Origin of the sequence: Mesorhizobium sp. 131-3-5 (genome assembly GCF_016756575.1) — a bacterium.
GTDB classification, from domain to species: Bacteria; Pseudomonadota; Alphaproteobacteria; order Rhizobiales; family Rhizobiaceae; genus Mesorhizobium; species Mesorhizobium jarvisii.
Genome location: NZ_AP023254.1, coordinates 2,226,489 through 2,251,884 on the forward strand (window position 1 = coordinate 2,226,489; position 25,396 = coordinate 2,251,884).

General features: G+C 65.1%; 14 protein-coding genes. 8 read left to right on the forward strand and 6 right to left on the reverse strand.

Annotated features, from left to right (window positions below; translation table 11 throughout):
* Positions 1–73: 73 nt before the first annotated feature.
* The 8 genes from JG747_RS10855 to amaB all read left to right on the forward strand — a co-directional run bounded on the left by JG747_RS10855 (position 74) and on the right by amaB (position 12,495).
* The gene (locus JG747_RS10855; protein ID WP_202361747.1) at positions 74–3,433 is read left to right on the forward strand and encodes a transglutaminase family protein; all 3,360 of its coding nucleotides are present in this window, start codon (positions 74–76) and stop codon (positions 3,431–3,433) included.
* Positions 3,434–3,439: 6 nt separating this feature from the next.
* Positions 3,440–5,851, forward strand: coding sequence for a circularly permuted type 2 ATP-grasp protein (locus JG747_RS10860; RefSeq protein ID WP_019860914.1), 2,412 nt, complete (start codon positions 3,440–3,442; stop codon positions 5,849–5,851).
* Between the two features lie 67 nt (positions 5,852–5,918).
* Positions 5,919–6,803 (forward strand): transglutaminase family protein, encoded by an 885-nt coding sequence (locus JG747_RS10865; protein ID WP_202361748.1) that lies wholly within the window; start codon positions 5,919–5,921, stop codon positions 6,801–6,803.
* A 110-nt stretch (positions 6,804–6,913) separates the two neighbouring features.
* Complete coding sequence (locus tag JG747_RS10870) at positions 6,914–7,852, forward strand: glycosyltransferase family A protein (RefSeq protein ID WP_019860912.1); 939 nt, start codon at positions 6,914–6,916, stop codon at positions 7,850–7,852.
* Between the two features lie 104 nt (positions 7,853–7,956).
* Positions 7,957–9,048, forward strand: a complete 1,092-nt coding sequence (locus tag JG747_RS10875) for a DNA topoisomerase IB (RefSeq protein WP_202361749.1) — start codon at positions 7,957–7,959, stop codon at positions 9,046–9,048.
* Positions 9,049–9,147: 99 nt separating this feature from the next.
* Entirely contained in the window at positions 9,148–9,522 is a 375-nt protein-coding gene (locus tag JG747_RS10880; RefSeq protein WP_064980706.1) for a YciI family protein, read from the forward strand.
* The gene (locus JG747_RS10885) at positions 9,519–10,793 is read left to right on the forward strand and encodes an RNA polymerase sigma factor (RefSeq protein ID WP_064980704.1); all 1,275 of its coding nucleotides are present in this window, start codon (positions 9,519–9,521) and stop codon (positions 10,791–10,793) included. The genes JG747_RS10880 and JG747_RS10885 overlap by 4 nt, the downstream gene beginning before the upstream one ends.
* A gap of 187 nt (positions 10,794–10,980) precedes the next feature.
* Positions 10,981–12,495 (forward strand): L-piperidine-6-carboxylate dehydrogenase, encoded by a 1,515-nt coding sequence (gene amaB, locus JG747_RS10890; protein WP_064981659.1) that lies wholly within the window; start codon positions 10,981–10,983, stop codon positions 12,493–12,495.
* Positions 12,496–12,874: 379 nt separating this feature from the next.
* Here the strand turns inward: amaB and JG747_RS10895 are convergent, their stop codons facing one another.
* From JG747_RS10895 to JG747_RS10920, 6 genes are all read right to left on the reverse strand, one after another.
* On the reverse strand, positions 12,875–13,789 hold the full coding sequence (locus tag JG747_RS10895) for a hypothetical protein (protein ID WP_244748425.1): 915 nt from the start codon (positions 13,787–13,789) through the stop codon (positions 12,875–12,877).
* A gap of 454 nt (positions 13,790–14,243) precedes the next feature.
* The gene (locus JG747_RS10900) at positions 14,244–14,618 is read right to left on the reverse strand and encodes a hypothetical protein (protein ID WP_069093034.1); all 375 of its coding nucleotides are present in this window, start codon (positions 14,616–14,618) and stop codon (positions 14,244–14,246) included.
* Between the two features lie 194 nt (positions 14,619–14,812).
* Complete coding sequence (locus tag JG747_RS10905) at positions 14,813–18,097, reverse strand: efflux RND transporter permease subunit (RefSeq protein WP_202361750.1); 3,285 nt, start codon at positions 18,095–18,097, stop codon at positions 14,813–14,815.
* A complete protein-coding gene (locus JG747_RS10910; protein ID WP_202361751.1) occupies positions 18,094–21,228 on the reverse strand; it encodes an MdtB/MuxB family multidrug efflux RND transporter permease subunit in 3,135 nt (1,044 codons plus the stop codon). Before JG747_RS10910 ends, JG747_RS10905 begins: the two co-directional genes overlap by 4 nt.
* Positions 21,225–22,601 (reverse strand): efflux RND transporter periplasmic adaptor subunit, encoded by a 1,377-nt coding sequence (locus tag JG747_RS10915; protein WP_202361752.1) that lies wholly within the window; start codon positions 22,599–22,601, stop codon positions 21,225–21,227. The genes JG747_RS10910 and JG747_RS10915 overlap by 4 nt, the downstream gene beginning before the upstream one ends.
* A gap of 115 nt (positions 22,602–22,716) precedes the next feature.
* The gene (locus JG747_RS10920; protein ID WP_202361753.1) at positions 22,717–25,395 is read right to left on the reverse strand and encodes a nitrate reductase; all 2,679 of its coding nucleotides are present in this window, start codon (positions 25,393–25,395) and stop codon (positions 22,717–22,719) included.
* Between the last annotated feature and the right edge of the window lies 1 nt (position 25,396).

The following is a 25,396-nucleotide window of genomic DNA, read 5'->3' on the forward strand; positions in this document are numbered from 1 at the left end:
TGTGCTTGGAGAATGGCCAGCAGATGTGTCAGGGTTCGGCGAATTCGTTTGAAACGCCGATCTCCGGGGCCCCATGGCAATTCTGGCAGCCGTCTACCATCTGACCCATTACAAATACGACCGGCCGGTGGTTCTCGGGCCTCAGATCATCAGGCTGCAGCCGGCGCCGCATTCCCGGACAAAGGTGTTGAGCCATTCGCTCAAGGTCGAGCCGGCGAACCATTTCGTCAATCTGCAACAGGATCCTTACGGCAACTTCCTTGCCCGCTTCGTCTTCCCCGAGCCGGTGACGGAATTGAAGATCGAGGTCGATCTCGTCGCCGACATGACCGTCTACAATCCGTTCGATTTCTTCGTCGAGCCGTCGGCCGAGACGTTCCCGTTCGAATATCCGGAAGAGATCAGGGACGATCTCGCGATCTACCGGACGCCTGAGCCGGCAGGGCCGCTGCTTTCGGCCTTCCTGAGAACCATCGACACCAGCGCGAAAAACACCGTCAATTTTCTCGTCGACCTCAATGCGCGCCTGCAGCGCGAGATCGCCTATATCGTGCGCATGGAGACCGGCGTGTTCTCGCCGGAGGAAACGCTGGCCGCCGGCAAGGGCTCGTGCCGGGATTCGAGCTGGCTGCTGGTGCAGATCCTGCGCAATCTCGGCATCGCCGCGCGTTTCGTCTCCGGCTACCTGATCCAGCTGAAGCCCGATCTCATCGCGCTGGACGGTCCGGCCGGCACATCGGTCGATTTCACCGATCTGCATGCCTGGTGCGAGGTCTATCTTCCAGGTGCCGGCTGGATCGGCTTCGACCCGACCTCGGGCCTGCTCACCGGCGAAAGCCATGTGCCGCTTGCCGCAACCCCGCATTTCCGCAACGCTGCACCGATTTCCGGCATGGCGAGCTTTGCCAATGTCGAGTTCGGCTTCGACATGCGGGTCGACCGCATCGCCGAGCATCCGCGCATCACCAAGCCATTCTCCGACGAAAGCTGGCAGGCGCTCGACGCACTCGGCAACAAGGTCGATGCGGCACTTGGCGAAGGCGATGTGCGGCTGACGATGGGGGGCGAGCCGACCTTCGTGTCGATCGACGATTTCGAGTCCGCCGAATGGAACACCGCCGCTGTCGGTCCGACCAAGCGCGAAAAAGCCGATGCGCTGATCCGCAGGCTGCGCGAACGCTTCGCGCCGGGCGGCTTCCTCCACTACGGACAAGGCAAATGGTATCCTGGTGAGAGCCTGCCGCGCTGGACTTTCTCGCTCTACTGGCGTGCCGACGGTCAGCCGGTGTGGAGCGATCCGTCGCTGATCGCGCGGGAGAAGAGTTCGGCGGATGTCGGCCCGAAACAGGCCGAAAGCCTGCTGACTGCGATTGCCGGCGAGCTCGGCATCGACAAGGCCATGGTCAGCGAAGCCTATGAGGATCCGGCCGAGTGGCTGCTCAAGGAAGGCAAGCTGCCCGAAAATGTCGATCCGTCAAATTCGAAGCTCGAGGACCCGGAAGAGCGCAGCCGCATGGCAAGAGTGTTCGAGCGCGGGCTGACCAAACCGTCGGGCTATGTGCTGCCCGTGCAGCGCTGGAACAGCCAGGCGTCGGGACCGCGCTGGCGTTCGGAGAAATGGAAGACGCGACGCGGGCGGCTGTTCCTGGTGCCCGGTGATTCACCGGTCGGCTACCGCTTGCCCTTGGGCACACTGCCCTATGTGCCGCCGGCGCAATTCCCCTACATCGTGCCGGTCGACCCGTCGCTGCCGCGCGGCCCATTGCCGGCGCGCGAGGCGATCCTGCCCGCTGCGGCGCCGGCCGAACTGGAAGGCGCCGACGAGATGGCGCGCCGCCAGCAGGCGGCGTCGTTCACCGCCGCGACCGGCCAGCAGGACCGGGTCGAACAGGAGATCACCGAGATCGGCGGCGCGGTGCGCACCGCGCTCTCCGTTGAGCCGCGCGACGGCCGGCTGTGTGTGTTCATGCCACCAGTCGAGGCGCTGGAGGATTATCTCGAACTGGTCGCTGCCGCCGAGAACGCGGCGCGTGCCATCGGTCTTCCCGTGCATATCGAGGGCTATGGGCCGCCGCACGATCCGCGTCTCAACGTCATCCGTGTGGCGCCCGACCCCGGCGTCATCGAGGTCAACATCCATCCGGCTTACAACTGGCAGGATTGCGTGGCGACGACCACGGCGATCTATGAGGAGGCGCGGCTGACGCGGCTTGGCGCCGACAAGTTCATGATCGATGGCCGCCACACCGGCACAGGCGGCGGCAACCATGTCGTGGTCGGCGGTGCGACGCCCAATGACAGCCCGTTCCTACGCCGGCCTGATCTGTTGAAGAGCCTGGTGCTGCAATGGCAGCGGCATCCGTCGCTGTCCTATCTGTTCTCCGGCCTGTTCATCGGCCCGACCAGCCAGGCGCCGCGTTTCGACGAAGCGCGCCACGATTCGCTTTACGAACTCGAAATCGCCATGGCGCAGGTGCCGCATCCGAACCAGGGCGCGGCCCCCTTGCCATGGCTGGTCGACCGGCTGTTCCGCAATTTGCTGACCGACGTCACCGGCAATACCCACCGCTCGGAAATCTGCATCGACAAGCTGTTCTCGCCGGATGGCCCGACCGGCCGGCTGGGACTGGTCGAGTTCCGCGGCTTCGAGATGCCGCCCAATGCGCGCATGAGCCTCGCGCAGCAGCTTCTGGTTCGCGCCATTATCGCACGTGCGTGGAAAAACCCGCTCGACGGCCGCTTCGTACGCTGGGGCACTTCTCTGCACGACCGTTTCATGCTGCCGCATCATGTCTGGGCTGACTTCCTCGATGTGCTCGACGACCTCAAGCTCAACGGCTTCGAGTTCCGTCCCGAATGGTTCGATGCGCAGCTCGAATTCCGGTTCCCGTTCTGCGGCGAGGTCCAGCATGCCGGCATCAAGCTCGAGCTGCGGCAGGCGCTGGAGCCATGGCATGTCATGGGCGAACAGGGCGCGATCGGCGGCACCGTGCGCTTCGTCGATTCCTCGGTCGAGCGGCTGCAGGTCAAGACCGAAGGCCTCAACCCGGAACGCCATGCCATCGTCTGCAACGGCCGTATCGTGCCGATGAAGGTGACCGATAACCGCGAGGTCGCGGTCGCCGGCGTGCGCTTCAAAGCCTGGCAGCCGGCTTCGGGGCTGCATCCGGCGCTGCCGGTCAACACGCCGCTGGTGTTCGACATCTATGACCGCTGGTCGGGAAGGGCGATCGGCGGCTGCGTCTACCATGTCGCGCATCCCGGCGGCCGCAATTACGACACCTTCCCGGTCAACGGCAACGAGGCGGAGGCGCGGCGGCTCGCCCGCTTCGAACCGCGCGGCCATACACCATCGGCCTATGTGCTGCGCGAGGAACAACCGGCGGAAGATTTCCCGATGACCCTTGACCTCAGGCGACCGGCAAGACTCTGATCAGCGATGGCAAAGGGGAATCACAAGAGGATACGCGGCAAGCCGCAGATCCATAGCCTGCTGGAGCACTACCAGCCCATCGACGGCGTCGTCGACGAGATGGTCGACGCCGCAGGCAATCCCCGTCCGGTCTGGAAGCATTTCATCGAGGCGCTCGACGATCTCGGTGCCGAGAAGCTCGGCCAGCGTTTCGCCCGTGCCGACCAGTATCTGCGCGATGCCGGCGTCTATTACCGCGTCTACGACAAGGCCGGCGCCAATGAGCGCGAATGGCCGCTGGCGCATGTGCCGCTGCTTATCGAGGACAGCGAATGGGCCGCGATCAGCGCCGGTCTCGTGCAGCGCGCCGAGTTGTTCGAGGAAACCATCGCCGATATCTATGGACGCAACCGGCTGATCGAAAAAGGCATCCTGCCGGCGGGATTGATCGCGGCCAGCCCCGAATATTTGCGGCCTGTCGTGGGTACCACGCCGGCCGGCGGCCATTACCTGCATTTCTGCGCCTTCGAGCTCGGCCGTGGGCCTGACGGCCAGTGGTGGGTGCTGGGCGACCGTACGCAGGCGCCGTCGGGCGCCGGCTTTGCCCTGGAGAACCGCGTCGCCACGACGCGCGCGCTGTCCGATATCTATGGCGAGATGCATGTGCATCGCCTGGCCGGCTTCTTCCGCCGTTTCCGCGATGCGCTGATCGGCATGGCCAGGGAAAGCGAAGGCCGCGTCGCCATATTGACGCCGGGGCCGCTCAACGAAACCTACTACGAACACGCCTATATCGCCCGCTATCTCGGCATCATGCTGCTCGAAGGCGAGGACCTGACCGTCTCCGGCGGCAGGCTGATGGTGCGCACCGTTTCAGGCCTGATGCCGATCAGCGTGTTGTGGCGACGCCTCGATGCCGCCTTCGCCGATCCGCTCGAATTGCGGTCGGATTCGCAGATCGGCACGCCGGGGCTGGTGGAAGCCATCCGCCGGGGCGCGGTTGCGACCGTCAATGCGCTCGGCTCAGGGCTGATGGAAACACGGGCGCTGCTCGCCTTCCTGCCCAAGATCGCGCGCGAATTGCGTGGCGAGGAGCTGCTCTTGCCGAGCGTCGCGACATGGTGGTGCGGGCAGGCGACCGAACGCGCCCATGTGCTTGCCAATATCGACCGCATGGTGGTCGGCCCGGCGCTGTCGACGAGACTCGCCTTCGAGGATGATGGCCAGACCACGCTCGGCTCGACGCTGTCGGCCGGGGAGCGGGCCGAGCTGGTGGCGCGCATCGAACGCGATGGCGGCGCCTTTGTCGGCCAGGAAGCGGTGACGCTGTCGACGACACCGGTCTTTGTCGGCGGCTGGCTGGAGCCGCGGCCGGCGAGCCTGCGCGTTTATCTGGCGCGCACGCCCGAGGGCTGGACGGTCATGCCAGGCGGGTTCGCCCGCGTCGGGCTGTCGCTCGATCCGACGGCGATCGCCATGCAGCGCGGCGGCCAAGCAGCCGACGTCTGGGTGGTCAGCGACAGGCCCGTCGAGCGCGAGACGCTGCTGCCGCAAGAGGGCGACAGCTTCACGCGCACCAGGCCGGGCAGCCTGCCCAGCCGCGCTGCGGAAAACCTCACCTGGCTCGGCCGCTATATCGAGCGTTCGGAAGACACGGTGCGCATCCTGCGCGCCTATCACGTGCGGCTGGCCGAGACCTCCGATCCAGACATGCCGTTGCTGGCCGACGTCAGGGACTATCTCGAACCGTTCGGCATCGACGTCGAGACGGCGATCCCGTCAGGGCTGATCGGCACGCTCGACAGCGCCGTCTATAGCGCGGGCCAGATCCGCGACCGGTTTTCCCCCGACGGCTGGCTGGCGCTCAAGGACCTGTCGAAGACCATCCACCAGTTCGCGACGACGGTGGCGCCGGGCGATGACGCGACGCGGGCCATGACGGTGATCCTGCGCAAGCTCGCCGGTTTCTCCGGCCTGCTGCATGAGAACATGTACCGCTTCGCCGGTTGGCGGTTCCTTGAGATCGGCCGGCGGCTGGAACGCGGCATCCAGATCGCCCGCACGCTGTCCCGGCTGACCAGCCCCAAGGCGCCGGACGGCGCGCTCGACATGATGCTGGAGATCGGCGACAGCGTCATGACCCATCGCCGGCAATATCCGGTGCAGGCCGGCCGGCGCACGGTGATCGATCTTCTGGCGCTCGACCCGCTCAATCCCCGCTCGATCCTGTTCCAGTTGGAAAGGCTGAAGGCCGAGATCGGCCTGTTGCCGTCGGTCGGCGGCGAGGGGCACATGTCGCCGGCGGCGAAGGAGATCCTGCAGCTCAACACGGCCATAGCCATCAAGGAGCCTTCGGACATGACGGCAAAGGCGCTGGACGAACTCGCCTATGAAATCGGCGGTCTCTACAACAGCCTCGCCAAAGCCTATTTCGGCTAAGCAGGTTCCGCAAAAGTGTCTCACGGTTTTGCGGCAAGAACCTGCGGCAAAACAAGAAAAGTAGTCCATGCTTTACGACATCAGGCTTCATCTCCATTACGACTATGCAGCGGCGGCGGGCGGCGGTCGCCACCAGATCCGCGTGCTGCCATCGACGATATCGGGCGTGCAGCGCGTCATTGCCGCTTCCCTGTCTTTTGCCCCGGCGCCCAATGAACGGTCGGATTTCTCGGATTTCTTCGGCAACAACGTCACTTCGATTGCCTTTCGCGACGCGCATGACGCGCTCGACATCAGGATGAGTGCACGCGTTTCGGTGTCGCGGCCGGAGCCGGGGCTCGACGGGTCGCCCGATATCGGGCGGCTGCGGCAGGAACTGGCCGCGGTGCGGTCGCTGGCGTCTGACTCGCCGCACCATTTTCTGGCGGGAAGCGCTCACTCCGGCATCGATGCGGCGATCACTTCCTATGCGCAGGACAGCGTCGGCACCTCGGCCGCCGGCACGGCAATGGATCTGTGCAACCGCATCCATCGGGATTTCACCTATGACGGCGAGGCGACCACGGTGCGGACCCGCGCCAGCGATGCCTTCAGGCTGAAGCGCGGCGTCTGCCAGGATTTTTCGCACATCATGATCGCGGGCTTGCGCGGCCTCGGCATTCCGGCCGGTTATGTCAGCGGCTTCCTGCGCACCATCCCGCCCAAGGGCAAGCCGCGGCTGGAAGGCGCCGACGCCATGCATGCCTGGGTCAAGGTCTGGTGCGGGCGTGACGCCGGCTGGCAGGAGTTCGACCCGACCAACGGCATGCGGGCCAGCAACGACCATATCACCGTCGGCTACGGCCGCGACTATTCCGACGTCGCGCCGATCGTCGGCGTGCTGAAGACCACTGGCGGACAGGTCGGCGAGCAGGCCGTCGACGTTATTCCGGTTGCGCTCGAGAAGGTATGAAAGCGCGCTGAGAAGCGCGAAGCGTTCCGCTGCGTGGACGAAGCGACTTCTCAAACATCCAAGGGGCCGCTAATCTCTGTTCGTTTCGGCGCGGGCGCGGGGTCTTGTAATTGAAAGCGGTCAGCGTCGTCATCCCTGCTTACAATGCGGCGGCCACGATCGCGACAACGCTGGCGTCGCTTGGCAGTGAGGCCGAGGTCATCGGCGAGATCCTGCTGGTCGACGATGCATCGACTGACAACACGGCTGATGTGGCACGGCAGGCAGCGGCGCAATTGTCTTTGCCGCTGCGTGTGCTGCCGGCTGAATGCCGCGACGCCGGCGGCGCCCGTAACGTGGCGCTGGCGCAGGCGCTCCATCCCTGGGTGTATCTGATCGACGCCGACGATTTGCATCTTCAGGGCGGATTGCGCGCGCTGCTGCGGCAGGCGGAGAACCAGCCGAAAGCCGGCATGATCGTCGGCGCCTACCGGCGGCGGGTGAACGGGCAGGATCGGCAGATCAAGGTGCCGAACGGCTATCAGGCTGCGTGCCTGGCAAATGCTTCGGCCTATGTGAAAGGCGACATACGCTCCGTCGCCGTGGGCAGCGTGCTGGCGTCCCGGCAACTGATCGGCGATACACGGTTTCCGGTGGGCCTTGCCTATGACGAGGACACGCTGTTCTGGGCGCGGCTGATGAGCAAGGCTTCGCTGGCCATGATTCCGCAACCCGTCATGGTCTATGAGGTTTCGCCGGCTCGTTCCGACGACCGCTTCGCAATCAACCCGGTGCGGCGCTTCCTGGAGTGGCGCCGGGAATTGCGTACGCTCACCGATTGCGGCATCCCGGTCTCGGCGCTCAAGACCAGGGAAGGGCTTGTCGCCCTCAAGATCGCCCGCGTCCACTACGCACGTGGCGACCTCGACGTCGCCGCGCGCTTCCTGGCAGTGGCCGCGGCCGCGCCAAAGCGGCGGTCAGAAGCCTGGCGCTGCCTGCGTTACAGGCTCAAGCTCGCGGTGCGACGCCGGCTGTCGGCGCCGCGGGTAGAACTGCAGGGCGTCTTGTAGTCGTAAGGTTCCGCCATTCGCTTATCGCGGCCAGCCGACTTTCGCGCGGCGTGGAACCAGCTGTCGGCCAACAGCTTATCTACGCATATTTGCGTGGAGCTTACATGCTGCAGACATCCGGATTGCCGCACGGCCGGCCAACCGACGGCGCCGTTGCCCCGAAGAACGGGGCGCAAAGCGCGGCTGAGCACGCCGCGCTGACCTATGTCAGCGATGCCGAGCCCGGCATCCGCCGGCTGAAGACCGGCAAGGGATTTACCTACAAGGGACCGGACGGGAAAGCGGTCTCGGATGCCGCCAGGGCGCGTATCGAGGCGATCGTTATTCCGCCGGCATGGACGGATGTGTGGATATCGCCGGATGCCGACGGGCACATCCAGGCGACCGGCAGGGATCAGCGGGGGCGCAAGCAGTATCGCTATCATCCGCAATGGGCCGAAGAACGCGACGGCGCCAAATATTCGAGCCTCGTTGCCTTCGCCGAAAGCCTGGCCAAGCTGAGGCGCACGATCGACGGTGATTTGCGCCGCCACGGCCTGCCGTTCGAGCGCGTCGTCGCCGCGGTCGTCTGGCTGCTCGACAATACGATGATCCGCGTCGGCAATGCCGCCTATGCGCGCGACAACAAGAGCTTCGGCCTTACGACGTTGCGCGACCGCCATGTCGATATCAAGGGATCGAGCCTGCGCTTCGCCTTCAAGGGCAAGTCCGGCAAGGAATGGAAACTGAAGCTGGTCGATCGCCGTATCGCCGGCATCGTGCGGGGTGCGCAGGACCTGCCGGGCCAGAAACTGTTCCAGTATCTCGACGAGGAAGGCAACAGGCGCCCGGTCCGCTCCGACGACGTCAACCGCTACATCAGGGACGCCGCCGGCGATGCGTTCAGCTCCAAGCATTTTCGCACCTGGGGCGGCACCATCCATGCCGCGTCGCTGTTTGCGCAGACGGAGCTGCCCGAAGCCAAGGCCCAGCAAAAGCGGGTGATGAACAGCGTCATCGACAAGGTGGCCGAGCGGCTGGGCAACACGCGCGCTGTCTGCCGCAAGTGCTATATTCATCCGCAGGTTTTCGAAGCCTGGTCGCAGGGACGGCTGCTGACAGAAATGGCGGAAGCCAACAAGCGCAAGCGGCCCATGGAGGGTCTCGATGACGAGGAAGCGCTCGTGCTGAGATGGTTGAAGACGCACGAACGGTGACTGGCGGCAATTGACGGTCGCTCTATCCGTCTTTTTTTATCGACGTCGTGTCGGGATCGGTCATACTGTTTCGTCCTTTGATACAGAAAAGGACCGACCATGCTCTACGCCATACTCTGCTATGCCTCCGAAGACGTCGTCAGCTCCTGGAGCAAGGCGCAGGACGACGAAGTCATGGCCAATCTCATCAACGTTCAGGACAAGTACGCCAAGGCTGGCCGGCTTGGCCCGGTGGCGCGGCTTTTGCCGACGACAGCGGCGACGACGCTGCGGAAAGTGAAAGGCGAATCGGTCGTCATCGATGGGCCGTTCGCCGAGACCAAGGAGCAGTTCCTCGGTTTCTACACGCTCGAATGCGCCGATCTCGACGAGGCCGTCGAATTCGCCCGTGAGCTCTCCGAGGTCAACCCGAGCGGCGGATCCTATGAGATCCGGCCGGTCTCGGTGTTCAATCCCACTAAGGTGGTCGTATGACCGAACTTGCCTGGATCAGCTCCGCGATCAGCGCTGCTCGCCCGCAGGCAATGGGCGCGCTGCTGCGCTATTTCCGCGATCTCGATACGGCGGAGGAAGCTTTCCAGGATGCCTGTCTCCGGGCGTTGAAGAACTGGCCGCAGAACGGGCCGCCGCGCGACCCGGCGGCCTGGCTGATCTTCGTCGGCCGCAACAGCGGTATCGACGCGGTGCGCAAGCGCGCCAAGCAGGCGCCGATGCCGGAAGAGGACCAGATCTCCGATCTGGAGGACGCCGAGAGCGACATCGCCGAGCGGCTGGACGGCGCGCACTATCGCGACGACATATTGCGGCTGCTCTTCATCTGCTGCCATCCTGACCTTCCGGCAACGCAGCAGATCGCGGTCGCACTGCGTATCGTCTCCGGTCTCACCGTCAAGCAGATCGCTCGCGCCTTCCTGGTCGGCGAGAGCGCCATGGAGCAGCGCATCACCCGCGCCAAGGCGCGCATCGCCGACGCAGGCGTGCCGTTCGAGACGCCGGGCGCTGCCGAGCGCTCCGAGCGGCTCGCCGCGGTGGCGGCGATGGTCTACCTGATCTTCAACGAAGGCTATTCGACCAACAGCGGCGAGGCGCCGGCCCGCGCGCCGCTGTGCGAGGAGGCGATCCGGCTCGCCCGGCTGTTGCTGCGGCTGTTCCAGACCGAGCCGGAGATCATGGGGCTGACGGCGCTGCTTTTGCTGCAGCATGCGCGCGCGCCGGCCCGCTTCGACGCGGACGGCGAGATCGTGCTGCTCGAGGACCAGGATCGCAGCCTGTGGAGCCGCAAGATGATCGACGAGGGGCTGGCGCTGGTCGACAAGGCGTTGCGCCATCGCAAGCCCGGTCCCTACCAGGTGCAGGCCGCGATCGCCGCTTTGCATGCCCGGGCAGAGAAGGCCGAGGACACCGACTGGGTGGAGATCGACCTGCTCTACGGCCTGCTCGAGCAGATGCAGCCGTCGCCCGTCATCACGCTCAACCGCGCGGTGGCGGTCTCGAAAATACGCGGCCCGGAAGCCGCCCTTGCGATGATTGAGCCGCTGGAAGAAAGGCTTTCCGGCTATTTCCACTTCTTCGGCCTCAAGGGCGGGCTGCTGATGCAGCTCGACCGGGGTGAGGAGGCGCGGGTCGCCTTCGACCGCGCCATCGCGCTGGCCAACACGGCGGCGGAAGCAGCCCATATCCGCATGCATATCGACCGTTTGATGAAGGACGGCGCCGTGCGCGTGCCGGCGAAAAAGGCCAACTGAGCCGCGTTTGCCCATCTGGCTCAATCGTGTCGCCCGGGCTTAGACCATGCCGGGGTGGCGATTTTCCCTCGAAACGAGTAAGGCCACGCCATGACTGTGCCTGAAGTGCCTTTTCGGTACGCGGGCGAGATGGCGCGAGGCTTTGACCCGACGCCATATGATGACGACGGATCTGAAAGGGACAAAAATGACCATAGCGAAGGAAACGGCCGAGCTTCTGGCGAAACTGGGTGTGGCCAAGGACGCGCTAGTCGGCGGCGACCTGATCGTGCACAGCCCGGTGACGGGCGAACAGATCGCGGCCCTGAAGACCATCTCGCCGGCCGATGCGGCCAAGACCATCGATGCCGCCCACAAGGCGTTCCAGTCCTGGCGGCTGGTGCCCGGCCCGAAGCGCGGCGAACTGGTGCGGCTGCTCGGTGAGGAGTTGCGTGCGCACAAGGCCGAGCTTGGCCGGCTGGTATCGATCGAGGTCGGCAAGATCCCGTCCGAAGGCTTGGGCGAAGTGCAGGAGATGATCGACATCTGCGATTTCGCCGTCGGCCTGTCCAGGCAATTGTACGGCCTGACCATCGCCACCGAGCGTCCGGGCCATCGCATGATGGAAACCTGGCATCCGCTCGGCGTGGTCGGCGTTATTTCCGCCTTCAACTTCCCGGTCGCGGTATGGTCGTGGAATGCGGCGCTGGCGCTCGTCTGCGGCGACGCGGTGGTGTGGAAGCCCTCGGAAAAGACGCCGCTGACCGCACTTGCCTGCGAGGCGATCTTCAAGCGCGCGGTCAAGCGTTTCGGCGCCGACGCGCCGCAGGGGCTGGCGCCGGTGCTGATCGGCGACCGCGCCGTCGGCGAAATCCTGGTCGACCATCCCAAGGTGCCGCTGGTCTCGGCCACCGGCTCGACCCGCATGGGCCGGGACGTCGGCCCGCGTCTGGCCAAGCGCTTTGCCCGCGCGGTGCTGGAGCTCGGCGGCAACAATGCCGGCATCGTCTGCCCGACCGCCGATCTCGACATGGCGCTGCGGGCGATTGCCTTCGGCGCCATGGGCACCGCCGGCCAGCGCTGCACGACGCTGCGGCGCCTGTTCGTGCATGAGAGCGTCTACGATGCCTTGGTGCCGCGGCTGAAGAAGGCCTATCAGAGCGTGTCTGTCGGCAATCCGCTGGAGACCTCTTCGCTGGTCGGGCCGCTGATCGACAAGGCGGCCTTTGACGCCATGCAGAGGGCATTGACGGAAGCCACGGCCCATGGCGGCAAGGTGACCGGCGGTACGCGCGTCGAAAATGGCCACCCGGATGCCTATTATGTGCATCCGGCGCTGGTCGAGATGCAAAGCCAAGTCTCGCCGGTGACGGAAGAAACCTTCGCGCCCATCCTCTACGTGATGAAATATTCCGATTTCGACGCCGTGCTTGACGAGCACAATGCGGTGGGTGCTGGCCTGTCATCGTCGATCTTCACGCGCGATCTGCAGGAATCCGAGCGGTTCCTCGGTGTCGACGGTTCGGACTGCGGCATCGCCAATGTCAACATCGGCACGTCAGGAGCCGAGATCGGCGGCGCCTTCGGCGGCGAAAAGGAGACCGGCGGCGGCCGCGAAAGCGGCTCCGATGCGTGGAAGGCCTATATGCGGCGCGCCACCAACACGGTGAACTATTCCAAGGCGCTGCCGCTTGCCCAGGGCGTCTCGTTCGACATCGATTGAGAACGCCGAGGTCTGCCCAAGATCAGTGTCGGTGATGCTCGGCGAGCATCAATCGACACAGGGCGTACACGTCGCTGTAATGCTGGACAGCTTCTGACGCTTGTCCAGCATCGGCCCTTCGGATACCGCTCCGATCAGCGGGCCGGTCGTCGGACCAAAGGCTTCGGCGAAGCTTGGGCGCGGGCACAGCGATGCAATGCCGGATGAGCGGCAACGCTGGCCATCAATAGTGGGTGAATGTGTACAGTGGCCACAATCACGGACGCAGCTTCATTGCTACGCGGAAGCGCAAAATCGGTATCTCTTCTTGTCCGACCTGATTGCGGACGGAAATCCGCCTTACGCTTTCCCCAAAATCAGCCCTTGTGCAGGGCGCTGCTCAGTCACCGCCTTGCGATGGCGGAAAACAAGCCTTGAAGGCATTGTCGACGACAGCCAGCTTGGCGGCCTGCACGGTCATGTATTCCTCGTAGAACCCGTGCGACACCCACATCACCGAATGGCCGCGTTGGCCGAGCCAGCCAATGCTGCCGAGTTCCTCGGCGGTGCGCAGTTTGCGGCCGAGATGGGTCCGCGACAGCTTGAGCCATTTGGCGAAATCGCCGATCGAAACCACACTGGTCGGAATCCGCTCCAGGCCGGCGTGGTCCGGATCGATGCCGGACATCAGCCAGTCCATGACGATGCCGCCATTGTTGAGCCAGATGAAAAGGGAAAAGGTCTGGTTGGGTTCGCGCACCGGCTTTGAGGTCAGCAGGCCGTCAGCGATCAGCGGCTGCAGTGTGGCAAGCATGTCGGGCCGTTCCAGATATCTGCCCAGCCGGTCGCCGCCATCGATATGGTCAAGCGTGCGCAGATGGGCGGTCACCCAGCCGGTGAACCTCTCGATGGTGGCGGCCGTCGGTTGCAGGGGATGCGTGCGGCCGTCCCCGCCAGCCACATACTCGGCGATGTTGTAGTGCAGCATCTCCTTGATGAATGCATCCGCCGTATTGCGGCTGGCCACGGCGTTCTTGTGCACGACCTCGATAAAACGCGATACGGTCAGTTCCTTGCGGCGGTCGTTCCGGTCCCGCCGGAAGTGCATGGCAAGGCCGACATGGGCCATCAGCCAGCGCTGCTGCGTGGCAAAGATTGAAGCCAGTCGCGGGGTTTCCTCATAGATTCGGATCAGGGACTGCGACTGTTCCTGTACGTAGCGGTGCAAGGCCGGATGGGCGGCTATGTCTTCCAGATTCAGCGCGGATCTCCCGATCTCTTGAATCAACTGGGATAGCGAAATCACGTTCCCTATTTTTCAGCCTTCAACACCTGTGTCCAGACGTACCATTTGCGGACAACAGGGCCAGCCGAGGCATGGATCGACAGTGACGGGTTATGGCTTGGATAACAGCCGAAGGGCTGCCCGTTGAATTGACCTTCATCAGGCCAGGCATAGTTTCCGTCTCATCCGAGCGGCGGGGCGCGCGCCTTTCGGACATGAATGCAGACCAGCCGTGGTTTTGACGAGCGATAAGACATCGCGCGGCGGCGAAGCTTTGCCGCGTTCTACTTCGAAATGCGAGTGGCTGAGTGGATTATCGAAAGAGTATCGCAATTCCCGCCACTGCCAGGGCCTTGGCGACGCTTCCATCTGCACCATCGCCTCGGTCTAGTAGGCTTCCCGCCTTGCTTGCACCACTGTGCGAGGGCCGAGTGAAAAACCGGCGCCCCGAAATGGGGCGCCGAACGATCATAAGCGGTCCGCGTCAGCCATTCGGGTAATAGCCGCCATCGGAGCCGTCGCCCATGTATGTGCCGCCGCCCGTATCGACCTGCAGTTGCTGGTCGAGCTTCTCTATCTGGCCGAGCAAAGCTCGATATGCGCCGCCACCGGTGGCCGAGCGGTGAATGCTTTCGGCCTGCATCATCAGATCGTGCTCCTGCTGAGGGGTGATCGCCTTTGCATCCATGGCCTCGACGATCCCCTGCCTGACGCCCTGCAACTGGTCCAGGACCGCACTTGCCTCGACGGACATGCCGCCCGGTTCGACCCGATGGCGATGCACCGCGTAGGCGCTCGATAGTGGCACCGCCGCCAGAAGCGATGCGATTGCTATGACCTTCGGTGTAAAATTGCGCATGGTTGCGCCTCCCTTCAACGGGAAAAGCGGTAAGGCTATCGCTTTCCGATCGCGGGCAATCTGCTCCCGTCACGTCGCGATGATCCTCTCATCGCCGGCGGTTCGTGGCCCGTACCCATCGATATAGGGGCGTTCCAAACCGCTGGACGGCAAGGAACGCAAAGTTGACAGTTTGTGATCGGCGGAGAGCCGGCTCACTCTCCCGGTTGTATGCCTGCCTGCCAGGAGTACCGGGTCCGCGACGGCAATCGCCGGCACCAGCGACCAAAACGGTCGATATAGATGTAGATGACCGGCGTCGTGTAGAGGGTCAGGATCTGGCTCAGGATCAGGCCGCCGACGATGGCGATGCCGAGCGGCTGGCGCAGTTCCGCGCCCTCGCCAAGGCCGATCGCCAGCGGCACGGCGCCGAACAGCGCTGCCATGGTCGTCATCATGATCGGGCGGAAGCGCAGCAGGCATGCCTGGTAGATGGCGTCATGCGCCGATTTGTTCTCGTTGCGCTCCGCGGCCAGCGCGAAGTCGATCATCATGATCGCGTTCTTCTTGACGATGCCGATCAAGAGGATGATGCCGATCAGCGCCATGATCGAGAACTCGATGTTGAACAGGGTCAGCGCCAGCAAGGCGCCGACGCCGGCCGAGGGCAGGGTCGACAGAATGGTCAGCGGGTGCGCGTAGCTTTCGTAGAGAATGCCGAGCACGACATAGACGGCGATCAGCGCGGCGAGGATCAGCAGCGGCTGGTCGGAGAGGGAGTCCTGGAAGACGCGCGCCGTGCCCTGGAAACTGCCATGGATGGTGGCCGGCATGCCGATGCGGTCGGCCGCCGCGTTGATGGCCGCGACGCCTTCGCTGAGCGCGACGCCCGGCGCCAGGTTGAACGACAGGGTGGTGGCGACGAAGAGGCCCTGGTGGTTGACCGACAGCGGCGTGCTGCCGGGGCCATAATGCGCGACGGCCGACAGCGGCACCATGATCTCGGCTCCGGTGCTGACCGCCGAGCCGGTCGAGGCGGCCGTCCTGCCGGTGCTTGTGATGGAATTGTTGGCCTGGTTGCGCGCCGCGTCGGCGGCGACCGTCTGGGCGCTGGTGGACCGGCCTGGTGCGACGAATGTGCCGGCAACCGCATTGCTCGCCTGCGATCCTCCAACCGAACCGCCCGATGTGCTGACATAGACTTTTTTCAGCGCATCCGGGTTTTGCCAGTATTGCGGCGCCACTTCCATGATCACGTGGTACTGGTTGCGCTGGACATAGATGGTGGACACCTGGCGCTGGCCGAAGGCGTCGTAGAGCGTGTTGTCGATCTCGCTGGCCGATATGCCGAGGCGCTTTGCCGTGTCGCGGTCGATGGTGACGTCGGCTTCCAGGCCCTTGTTCTGCTGGTCGGAGTTGACGTCGGTGAGCCTGGGTTCCGTCTGCAGCGCGGCGGCGAGCTTCGGCGCCCATTCCGCCAACTCATCGAAACTGTCGCCTTGCAAGGTGTACTGGTACTGCGCGTTCGATTGCCGCCCGCCGACGCGTATATCCTGCACCGCCTGCAGGAAAAGCGTGGCGCCAGGCACACCAGCCAGTTTGGGCCGCAGCCGGGCGATGACCTGGTCGGCCGAGATCTTGCGCTCGGCCAACGGCTTCAGCGACACGAACATGAAGCCGGAATTGGTCTGACCGCCGCCGGTGAAGCCGACCGCGGCGTCGACCGCCGGATCCTTGCTGACGATGCCGGCGAACTGGATGAGCTTTTGCGACATCGACTGGAAGGAGGTCGCCTGGTCGGCCTGGATCGAGCCGGTCAGCCGTCCGGTGTCCTGCTGCGGGAAGAAGCCCTTGGGAATGGTGACATAGAGATAGCCATTCAGGCACAGTGTGGCCGCGAGCACCGCCATGATCAGCAGCGGATTGTCGAGTGCCCAGGACAACGACCGGCGATAGAAGCTCAGCATGGCCTCGAAGATGCGCTCGCTGAAGCGGTAGAGCCGGCCGTGTTCGCGTTCTCCCTCGGGGCGCAGCAGGATCGAGCACATCATCGGCGTGGTGGTGAGCGATATTGCGAGCGAGACCAGGATCGCCGCCGACAGCGTGACGGCGAATTCGCGGAACAGCCGGCCGACGATGCCGCCCATCAGCAGGATCGGGATGAAGACGGCGATCAGCGACAGGCTCATCGACAGCACGGTGAAGCCGACCTCCTGGGAGCCCTTGATCGCTGCTTCCATGCGGCCCATGCCGGAAGCGGTGTGGCGGGCGATGTTCTCCAGCACGACGATGGCGTCGTCGACGACGAAGCCGGTGGCCACCGTCATCGCCATCAGCGACAGATTGTCGATGCTGAAGCCGAGCAGATACATGACACCCAGTGTACCGACGAGGGACACCGGCACGGCCACGATCGGCACCAGCGCCGAACGCACGTCGCGCAGGAAGGCGAAGACGACGAGGATCACCAGGCCGATGGCGATCATCAGCGTCTGCGCGACCTCGCTCAGCGAAGCGCGGATGGTTGTCGAGCGATCGACCGCCAGCGACAGGTCGATGGCCGGCGAGATCGAGGCGCGCAGCGCCGGCAGCAACGCCTTTACCCGGTCCACCGTCGCGATGATGTTGGCGTTGGGCGAGCGGTTGAGGATGATCAGCACGCCCGGCTTGCCGTTGGCAAGACCGGCATTGCGAATGTTCTCGACGGAATCATTGACCTGGCCGACGTCGGAAAGCCTGACCGGCGCGCCATTGCGGTAAGCGACGATGAGGGAACGGTAGGCTTCGGCCTGGTTGGCCTGGTCGTTGGCGTAGATCTGGTAGCGCCGGCCGCCGACATCGACGGCGCCCTTGGGGCTGTGGGCGTTGGCCGAGGCGAGTGCGGCGCGCACATCCTCCAGCCCGATGCCGTAATCGTAGAGCACCTGCGGGTTGAGCTCGACGCGCACCGCCGGCAGCGAGCTGCCGCCGACCGACACCTCGCCGATGCCGTCGACCTGCGAGAGTTTCTGCGCCAGCACGGTGCTGGCGGCATCGAAGAGCTGACCCTTGGACAGAGTGTCCGATGTCATCGACAGGACGAGGATCGGGGCGTCGGCGGGATTGACCTTGCGATAGGTCGGGTTGGAACGCAGGCTGGACGGCAGGTCGGCGCGCGCGGCGTTGATCGCCGCCTGGACGTCACGCGCGGCGCCGTCAATGTCGCGGCCCAGCCCGAACTGCAAGGTGATGCGCGCGCTGCCGACGCTGCTCGACGAGGTCATTTCGTTGACGTCGGCGATTTCGCCGAGATGCCGCTCGAGTGGGCTGGCGACGGTGTTGGCCACCACCTGGGGGCTGGCGCCGGGCAGCGAGGCCGTCACCGAGATGACGGGGTAGTCGACCGCCGGCAGCGGCGCCACCGGCAATTGCGGAAACGCCACCAACCCGGCCGCCAGCAGGCCGAAAGTCAGCAGCGTCGTCGCCACCGGCCGCCGAATGAAGGGAACCGACAGGTTCATGGCCCGGCGTCCGCACCATTGGTGCGAGGAAGATTGGGGGCACGGGCAAGGTTGGGTTCGATGCCTCTGAGACGAGCCGAGAGACGATCAAACCAGAGATAGATCACCGGCGTGGTGAACAGCGTCAGCAACTGGCTGAGCAGCAGGCCGCCGACGATGGAGACGCCCAGGGGATGGCGCAGTTCCGAGCCGACGCCGGTGCCGAGCATAAGCGGCAAGGCGCCCAGCATCGCCGCCAGCGTCGTCATCAGGATCGGGCGGAAGCGCAGCAGGCAGGCCTGGTAGATGGCCTCGCGCGGCGTCTTGCCTTCATGGCGCTGCGCGTCGAGCGCGAAGTCGATCATCATGATGGCGTTCTTCTTGACCACGCCGATCAGGAGGATGATGCCGATGATCGAGATGATGGTCAGGTCCTGGCCGGCGATCATCAGCGCCAGCAACGCGCCGATGCCGGCCGAAGGTAGCGTCGACAGGATGGTGATCGGGTGGATGAAGCTCTCATAGAGCACGCCGAGCACGATGTAGACGGTGACCACCGCCGCCAGGATCAGGAACAGTGTGTTGTCGAGCGAAGCCTGGAAGGCGCGCGCCGCACCCTGGAAGCTGGTGATGATGCTGAGCGGCATGCCGATGTCGGCCTGCGCCTGCTGGATCGCGGTGACCGCCTCGCCGAGCGACACACCTGGCGCCAGGTTGAACGAGACGGTGGTGGCGGGGAATTGCCCCATATGGGTGATCTGCAGCGGCGTGGTGGCGATATGGGTGGCTGCCACCACCGATAGCGGCACCGGGGCGCCGCCAGTCGAGGAGGGCAGGTAGACGGAAGAGAGCGCCTTGAGCGAATCCTGCTCTGAAGGGGCGGCCTCGAGAATGACCCGGGACTGGCTTGACGTGGTGTAGATGGTCGACACCATACGCTGGCCGAAAGCATCGTAGAGCGCATTGTCGACGGTCGCCGGCGTGATGCCGAAGCGCGCGGCCTGGTCGCGGTCGATATCGACAAAGACGGCAAGGCCGCTGTTCGATAGGTCGCTGGCGACGTCGGCGAGCTGCGGCAGCGTGTTCAGCCTGGCAAGCAGCTTCGGCGTCCATTCTCCCAGCTCATCGGCATTGGCGTCCTGGAGCACGAATTGGTACTGGGTGCGGCTGACCTGGCCGTCGATGGTCAGGTCCTGAACCGGCTGCATATAGAGCATGACACCGGGCACGGCGCCGGCTTCCTGTTTCAGCCGCGCGATGACCTGCGTGATATCAGCGGTGCGCGCTTCATGCGGCTTGAGGTTGATCAGGATGCGGCCGACATTCATCGTCGTGTTGGTGCCGTCGACGCCGATGAAGGACGATAGGCTGTCGACATCGGGATCCCTAAGGATGATGGCGGCCAGCTGCTGCTGCCGGTCGGCCATGGCGGCATAGGAGATCGACTGTGGCGCCTCTGATATGGCCTGGATGACGCCGGTGTCCTGCACGGGGAAGAACCCCTTGGGGATGACCACGTAGAGGGCCGCCGTCAGCACCAGGGTGGCCGCCGCCACCACGAGCATCAGCGTCTGCCGGTCGAGTACCCAGGTCAGCGCCCGGCCGTAGCCGCGGATCACCCAGTCGAAGAAGTCGCGGCTGGCGCGCTGCAGGGCGTTTTCGCGCACCGCCGCCACCGGTTTGAGCAGCTTGGCGCAGGCCATCGGCACCAGTGTCAGCGACACCACCGCCGAGATCAGGATGGTGGTGGCAAGCGTGATGGAGAATTCGCGAAACAGCCGGCCGACGACATCGCCCATGAACAGAAGCGGGATCAGCACCGCGATCAGCGAAACGGTCAGCGAGATGATGGTGAAGCCGATCTGCTGCGACCCTTTCAGCGCCGCCTGCAGCGGCGTAGCGCCCTCCTCGACATAGCGGGCGACGTTCTCGATGACGACGATGGCGTCGTCGACGACGAAGCCGGTGGCGATGGTCAGCGCCATCAGCGAAAGATTGTCGAGGCTGAAGCCGAACAGGTACATGACGCCCAGTGTGCCGACCAACGACAGGGGAACCGACAGGCTCGGGATCAGCGTGGCGCGCGCGCTGCGCAGGAAGACGAAAATGACCAGCACGACGAGGATGATCGAGAGCGTCAGCTCGTATTCGACGTCGCGCACGGAGGCGCGGATGGTCGTGGTGCGGTCGGTCAGCACCTTCACGTCGACGGCGTTCGGCAGCGAGGCCTGGAGCTGCGGCAGCAGCGCCTTGATGCGGTCGACCACGTCGATGACATTGGCGCCGGGCTGGCGCTGGATGTTGAGGATGATCGCCGGCGTGCTGTTCATCCAGGCGGCAAGTCGGTTGTTCTCGGTGGCGTCGACCACGTCGGCCACATCGCTTAGCCGCACCGGTGCGCCGTCCTTGTAGGCGACGATCAGCGAACGGTATTCGTCGGCGCTCTTCAGCTGGTCGTTGGCATTGATGGTGTAGGCGCGCGACGGCCCGTCGAAATTGCCCTTCGGCGTGTTGACGTTGGCGCTGCCCAAAGTGGTGCGCAAATCGTCGAGGTTGAGGCCATAGGCGGCGAGCTTGCGCGGATCGGCCTGGACACGCACCGCCGGCCGCTGGCCGCCGCTGAGGCTGACCAGGCCGACGCCCGGCAGCTGCGATATCTTCTGCGCCAGCCTGGTGTCGGCAAGCTGCTGCACGTCGCGCAGCGGCATGGTGGCCGAGGTCAGGCCGAGGGTGAGCACCGGCGCGTCGGCCGGATTGACCTTGGCGTAGATGGGCGGCGCCGGCAGGTCTGCCGGCAAAAGATTACCGGCCGCGTTTATGGCCGCCTGAACCTCCTGCTCGGCGACATCGAGCGATATCGCCAGGCTGAACTGCAGCGTGATGACCGAGGATCCGGCCGAACTGACGGAGTTCATCTGGTTGAGGTTGGCGATCTGGCCGAGCTGGACTTCCAGCGGTGCCGTGACCGAGGACGTCATGACGTCAGGGCTGGCGCCGGGATAGAAGGTCTGCACCTGGATGGTGGGGTAGTCGACCTCGGGCAGGGCCGAGACGGGCAGATAGCGATAGGCCAGCAGGCCCGACAGCATGATGGCGACCATGAACAGCGATGTCGCCACCGGCCGCAGGATGAAGGCGCGCGACGGGCTCATTGCTGCTGCCCGGACTCCGCGTGACGATGCTTGCGGCCCTGGCCCTTGCGCTTGCCCGTGTCATCCGGCTTTGGCGCATCCGATGCGGGCTGGTCCGGCGCCGACGCCTGTGACTGAGGCGCTGTCCCGGCGGGCGTGGCAGCCGATGCCGGAGGTGACTGCGCCGAGACCGGTGCCGAGGGCTGTGCCGGGGCCGGCGCATCCTGCTGAAGGTTGACATGGGCGCCGTCGCGGAGCTTGTCGGCGCCGTCGACGACGACACGGTCGCCGGGGTTCAGGCCGGCGAGGATCTCGACGTGTTCGCCATTGGTGACGCCAAGCGTGACCTTGCGCACGGCGACCGTGCTGTCGGGGTTGACCAGATAGACGAAGGTGCCGGGCAAGCCGCGCTGGATCGCCGCGATCGGGGCGATCGCCACGTCCTTGTGCTCGTCGACGAGAAGCGCGACGTTGACGAACTGGTTCGGGTAGAGGACGCGCGTCTCGTTGGCGAAGCCCGCCCGCAGCTTGATGGTGCCGGTGCTCGGGTCTATCTGGCTGTCGAAGGTTTCGAGCTGGCCGTCGGCGAGCTTCTTGGCTCCGGCGCGGTCGAAAGCCGATGTGGGCAAAGTGGCTCCCTGCTGCATGCGCTGCGCGATCGCGGGCAATTCATCCTCGGGCACGGTGAACAACACACTGATCGGCTGGACTTGCGTGATGATGACGATGCCGTTGGCATCGCCAGGGGTGACGTAGTTGCCCTGATCGACCTGGCGCAGCCCGGCCCGTCCGTCGACGGGAGCCAGGATGCGGCAATAATCCAGATTGAGGGTGGCGGTCTGTATCATCGCCTGGTCGACCTGGACGGAACCCTGGTCCTGCGCGACAAGGGCGACCTGCGCGTCGAGGGTCTGCGGTGTCGCCGTCCCCTGCGCCACCAGTTTCTGGTCGCGGACGAGGTCGAGCTGGGCATCCCTGAGCATGGCCTGGTCGCGCACCAGCTGGCCCTGGGCCTGGGCGAGCGCCGCCTGATAGGGGCGGGGATCGATCTCGGCCAGCAGGTCGCCCTTCTTGACGTCCTGGCCCTCCTTGAAATTCACCTGGATGAGCGGGCCGGTGACCTGCGGCTTGACGGTGACGGTGGAGAGCGAGGTCACCGTGCCGAGCGCATTGAGGGTAACGTCTATCGTGCCCTTTTCGACGGCGGCGGAGCCGATCGTCGTCGGCTGCGCGCCGCGTCTGCCGCCGGGTTGCCTCGCCTCGACATGCGGACGCTGATAGAGATAGGCGGCGGTTGCGGCGACAATGGCAATGAAGATCAGCCACGGGATCCAGCGACGCGATCGGCGTGGCGCGACGGTCGTCTGCAGGGGCATTTCCAATTGCTGGTCCATGGCGGCATTCTTTCACCCCCATCCACCAATATGGCCGAAGCCTGACGAAGTCGAATTAACAGTTGGACAGGTTTGGCGCGGCCTCGCGGACCGCTCAATCACACGGGATTGCGGCTCACTCGGCCGCTTGAACGCGGCTCGCCTGGATGAGGGCGCGGATCTCCGACCGGCAGGAGCCGCAATTGGTGCCGGCCTTCAGCGCGCCGCCGATGGCTTCGACGGTGGTGCAGCCGGCTGCCACTGCCGCCACGATCTGGTTGGCTCCGACGCTGAAACAGGAGCAGACGGTCGCGCCCGCGTCCGGCCGTTCGGCACCGGCACGACCGGCGACGATCCTGAAGCGCTCGCGCTGGCTGGCGTGGACCTCTTCGAGCTGTTCGGCCGCCCAGCCGCGCGATACCGCGACCGGGCCCCGGGCGACGAACAAAGCACCCGTGAGGTGCTCACCGTCGAAGGCGGCGATGCGGTGCTGGCCGGCGTCGCGGTCGTGATAGGCGAGCATTTCGGCCGAGGGGGCCTCGAAGAGCGAGCCGGCGAAGGCTGTCCAGTCGGCGTCGTCGTTGGCAAAGGCAAGTTCAACCCGCCATCCGCCCCGGCACCTGGCAACCGCCCAGTAGTCAGCGGCAATCGCCTCGGGACGGCGGCGCATCACGGCGAACGCAAAGGCCTTTGCGACAAATTTCTCGATGCGGGCCGCGACATGTTTCAGCGCCGGCTGGCCTGAGACCGGATCGATGAGCGGTGCGGTCAATGCGTCGAGCCGGCCTTTTGCCGCGAACTGATCGGTCCAGTGCATCGGTGCGAAGACGCTGCCTTGGCGCTGGCGTGGCGTGATCAGGGCGCGGACCAGTACGTCGCCGCGCGGGCTGGAGATACGCACGATGTCGGCGTCGCCGATGCCGTGGTGCTGCGCGTCCAGGGGATGGATTTCGACAAAGGGCTCGGCGATGTGCTGGGACAGGCGCGGGCTTTTGCCGGTGCGCGTCATCGTGTGCCAATGGTCGCGGATGCGGCCGGTGTTGAGGATGAGCGGGAAGTCGGGGGTGGTGCGGGTTTCCGTCGTGGGACGGATGGCGATGAAGCGGGCTTTGCGGTCGGCTGTGTAGAAATGGCCGTTGGCGAAGAAACGGGTGGGGTGCTGCTCTGTCGTGCCGCCTCCTGGGCTCGGCGCTGGCCATTGGAACGGCGCCAGCCTTGCATAGCCCTCAGCATCAATTCCGGCATAAGCCCCAATATCGAAGTCCCGCCCACCATCATTCTCGAACCCCGACAGCGCGGCGTGCTCGCCAAAGATCTCCGCCGGCGTCTCGTGCGCGAACGCCTCGCCAAAACCCATCCGCCGCGCCACCTCCGCGATGATCCACCAGTCGGGCTTCGCCTCGCCGGGCGCCGACAGAAACGACCGCTGGCGCGAGATGCGGCGCTCGGAGTTGGTGACGGTGCCGTCCTTTTCGCCCCAGGCGGCGGCGGGCAGCCGGACATGGGCGTGACGCACTGTGTCGGTGCTGGCCAGGACATCCGAAACCACGACGAACGGGCAAGCCTTGATTGCTGCTTCGACGGCGTCCGCGTCCGGCATCGAATCGACCGGGTTGGTGGCCATGACCCACAGCGCCTTGATGCGCCCGTCGGCCACGCCTTGAAACATCTCGACGGCCTTCAGCCCGGGCTTTTGCGCGATGCCGGGCGCATTCCAGAAGCGCTGGACGCGGTCGCGGTGTTCGGGATTTTCGATCTCCATATGGGCGGCGAGCATGTTGGCCATGCCACCGACCTCGCGGCCGCCCATGGCGTTGGGCTGGCCGGTCACCGAGAACGGGCCGGCTCCCGGTTTGCCTATGCGGCCGGTGGCGAGATGGCAGTTGATGATGGCGTTGACCTTGTCGGTGCCGGACGACGACTGGTTCACGCCCTGGCTGTAGACGGTGACCGTCTTCGCGGTCGCGGCGAACAGGCTGTAGAAACCGCCGAGCTCGTCTTCGCTGAGGCCTGTGGCAGCGGCAACCCCGGCAAGGTCAAGCGCCGATGCGGCGAAAAGAGCTTGCCCGAAGCCGGTCGTGTGCGCCGTGATATAGGCGCGGTCGAGTGCATTGTGCTGGCCGAGCCAGGCGAGCAGGCCGGTGAACAGAGCGACATCGCCATCGGGCGCGATCGCCAAATGCATGTCGGCGATATCAGATGTCATGGTGCGGCGCGGATCGACCAGCACGATCTTCATCTCCGGCCGCTTTTCTCGGGCAGCGGCGATGCGCTGGTAGAGCACGGGGTGGCACCAGGCGAGGTTGGAGCCGACCAGCACGATGAGGTCGGCGCGTGCCAGATCCTCATAGGTTCCCGGCACCGTGTCGGAGCCGAAGGCGCGGCGGTGGCCGGCGACGGACGAGGCCATGCACAGCCGCGAATTGGTGTCGATGTTTGCCGAGCCGACGAAACCCTTCATCAGCTTGTTGGCGAGGTAGTAATCCTCGGTCAGCAGCTGACCCGAGACATAGAAGGCGACCGCATCCGGTCCGTGCTCGGCGATGGTTTGCGAGAAGGTCGAAGCGACGTGGTCGAGCGCCTCGTTCCAGCCTGTCCGGCGGCCGTGGATTTCGGGATGAAGCAGCCTGCCGTCGAGGCCGACGGTCTCGGCCAGTGCCGAGCCCTTGGAGCAGAGCCGGCCGAAATTCGCGGGATGATCGGGGTCGCCGCGGACGGACACTTGCCCGTCCGCGGCGACCTTCGCCAGCACGCCGCAGCCCACCCCGCAATAGGGGCAGGTGGTCCTCACCTCGCGTGCTGCGTCGATCTCCATG

What these genes read in the sequence shown, in the direction of transcription:
- JG747_RS10855 (WP_202361747.1), top strand. Translation starts at nt 74, where the DNA reads ATGGCAATTCTGGCAGCCGTCTACCATCTGACCCATTACAAATACGAC.
- JG747_RS10860 (WP_019860914.1), top strand. Translation starts at nt 3,440, where the DNA reads ATGGCAAAGGGGAATCACAAGAGGATACGCGGCAAGCCGCAGATCCAT.
- JG747_RS10865 (WP_202361748.1), top strand. Translation starts at nt 5,919, where the DNA reads ATGCTTTACGACATCAGGCTTCATCTCCATTACGACTATGCAGCGGCG.
- JG747_RS10875 (WP_202361749.1), top strand. Translation starts at nt 7,957, where the DNA reads ATGCTGCAGACATCCGGATTGCCGCACGGCCGGCCAACCGACGGCGCC.
- JG747_RS10880 (WP_064980706.1), top strand. Translation starts at nt 9,148, where the DNA reads ATGCTCTACGCCATACTCTGCTATGCCTCCGAAGACGTCGTCAGCTCC.
- JG747_RS10885 (WP_064980704.1), top strand. Translation starts at nt 9,519, where the DNA reads ATGACCGAACTTGCCTGGATCAGCTCCGCGATCAGCGCTGCTCGCCCG.
- amaB (WP_064981659.1), top strand. Translation starts at nt 10,981, where the DNA reads ATGACCATAGCGAAGGAAACGGCCGAGCTTCTGGCGAAACTGGGTGTG.
- JG747_RS10900 (WP_069093034.1), bottom strand. Translation starts at nt 14,618, where the DNA reads ATGCGCAATTTTACACCGAAGGTCATAGCAATCGCATCGCTTCTGGCG.
- JG747_RS10905 (WP_202361750.1), bottom strand. Translation starts at nt 18,097, where the DNA reads ATGAACCTGTCGGTTCCCTTCATTCGGCGGCCGGTGGCGACGACGCTG.
- JG747_RS10910 (WP_202361751.1), bottom strand. Translation starts at nt 21,228, where the DNA reads ATGAGCCCGTCGCGCGCCTTCATCCTGCGGCCGGTGGCGACATCGCTG.
- JG747_RS10915 (WP_202361752.1), bottom strand. Translation starts at nt 22,601, where the DNA reads ATGGACCAGCAATTGGAAATGCCCCTGCAGACGACCGTCGCGCCACGC.
- JG747_RS10920 (WP_202361753.1), bottom strand. Translation starts at nt 25,395, where the DNA reads ATGGAGATCGACGCAGCACGCGAGGTGAGGACCACCTGCCCCTATTGC.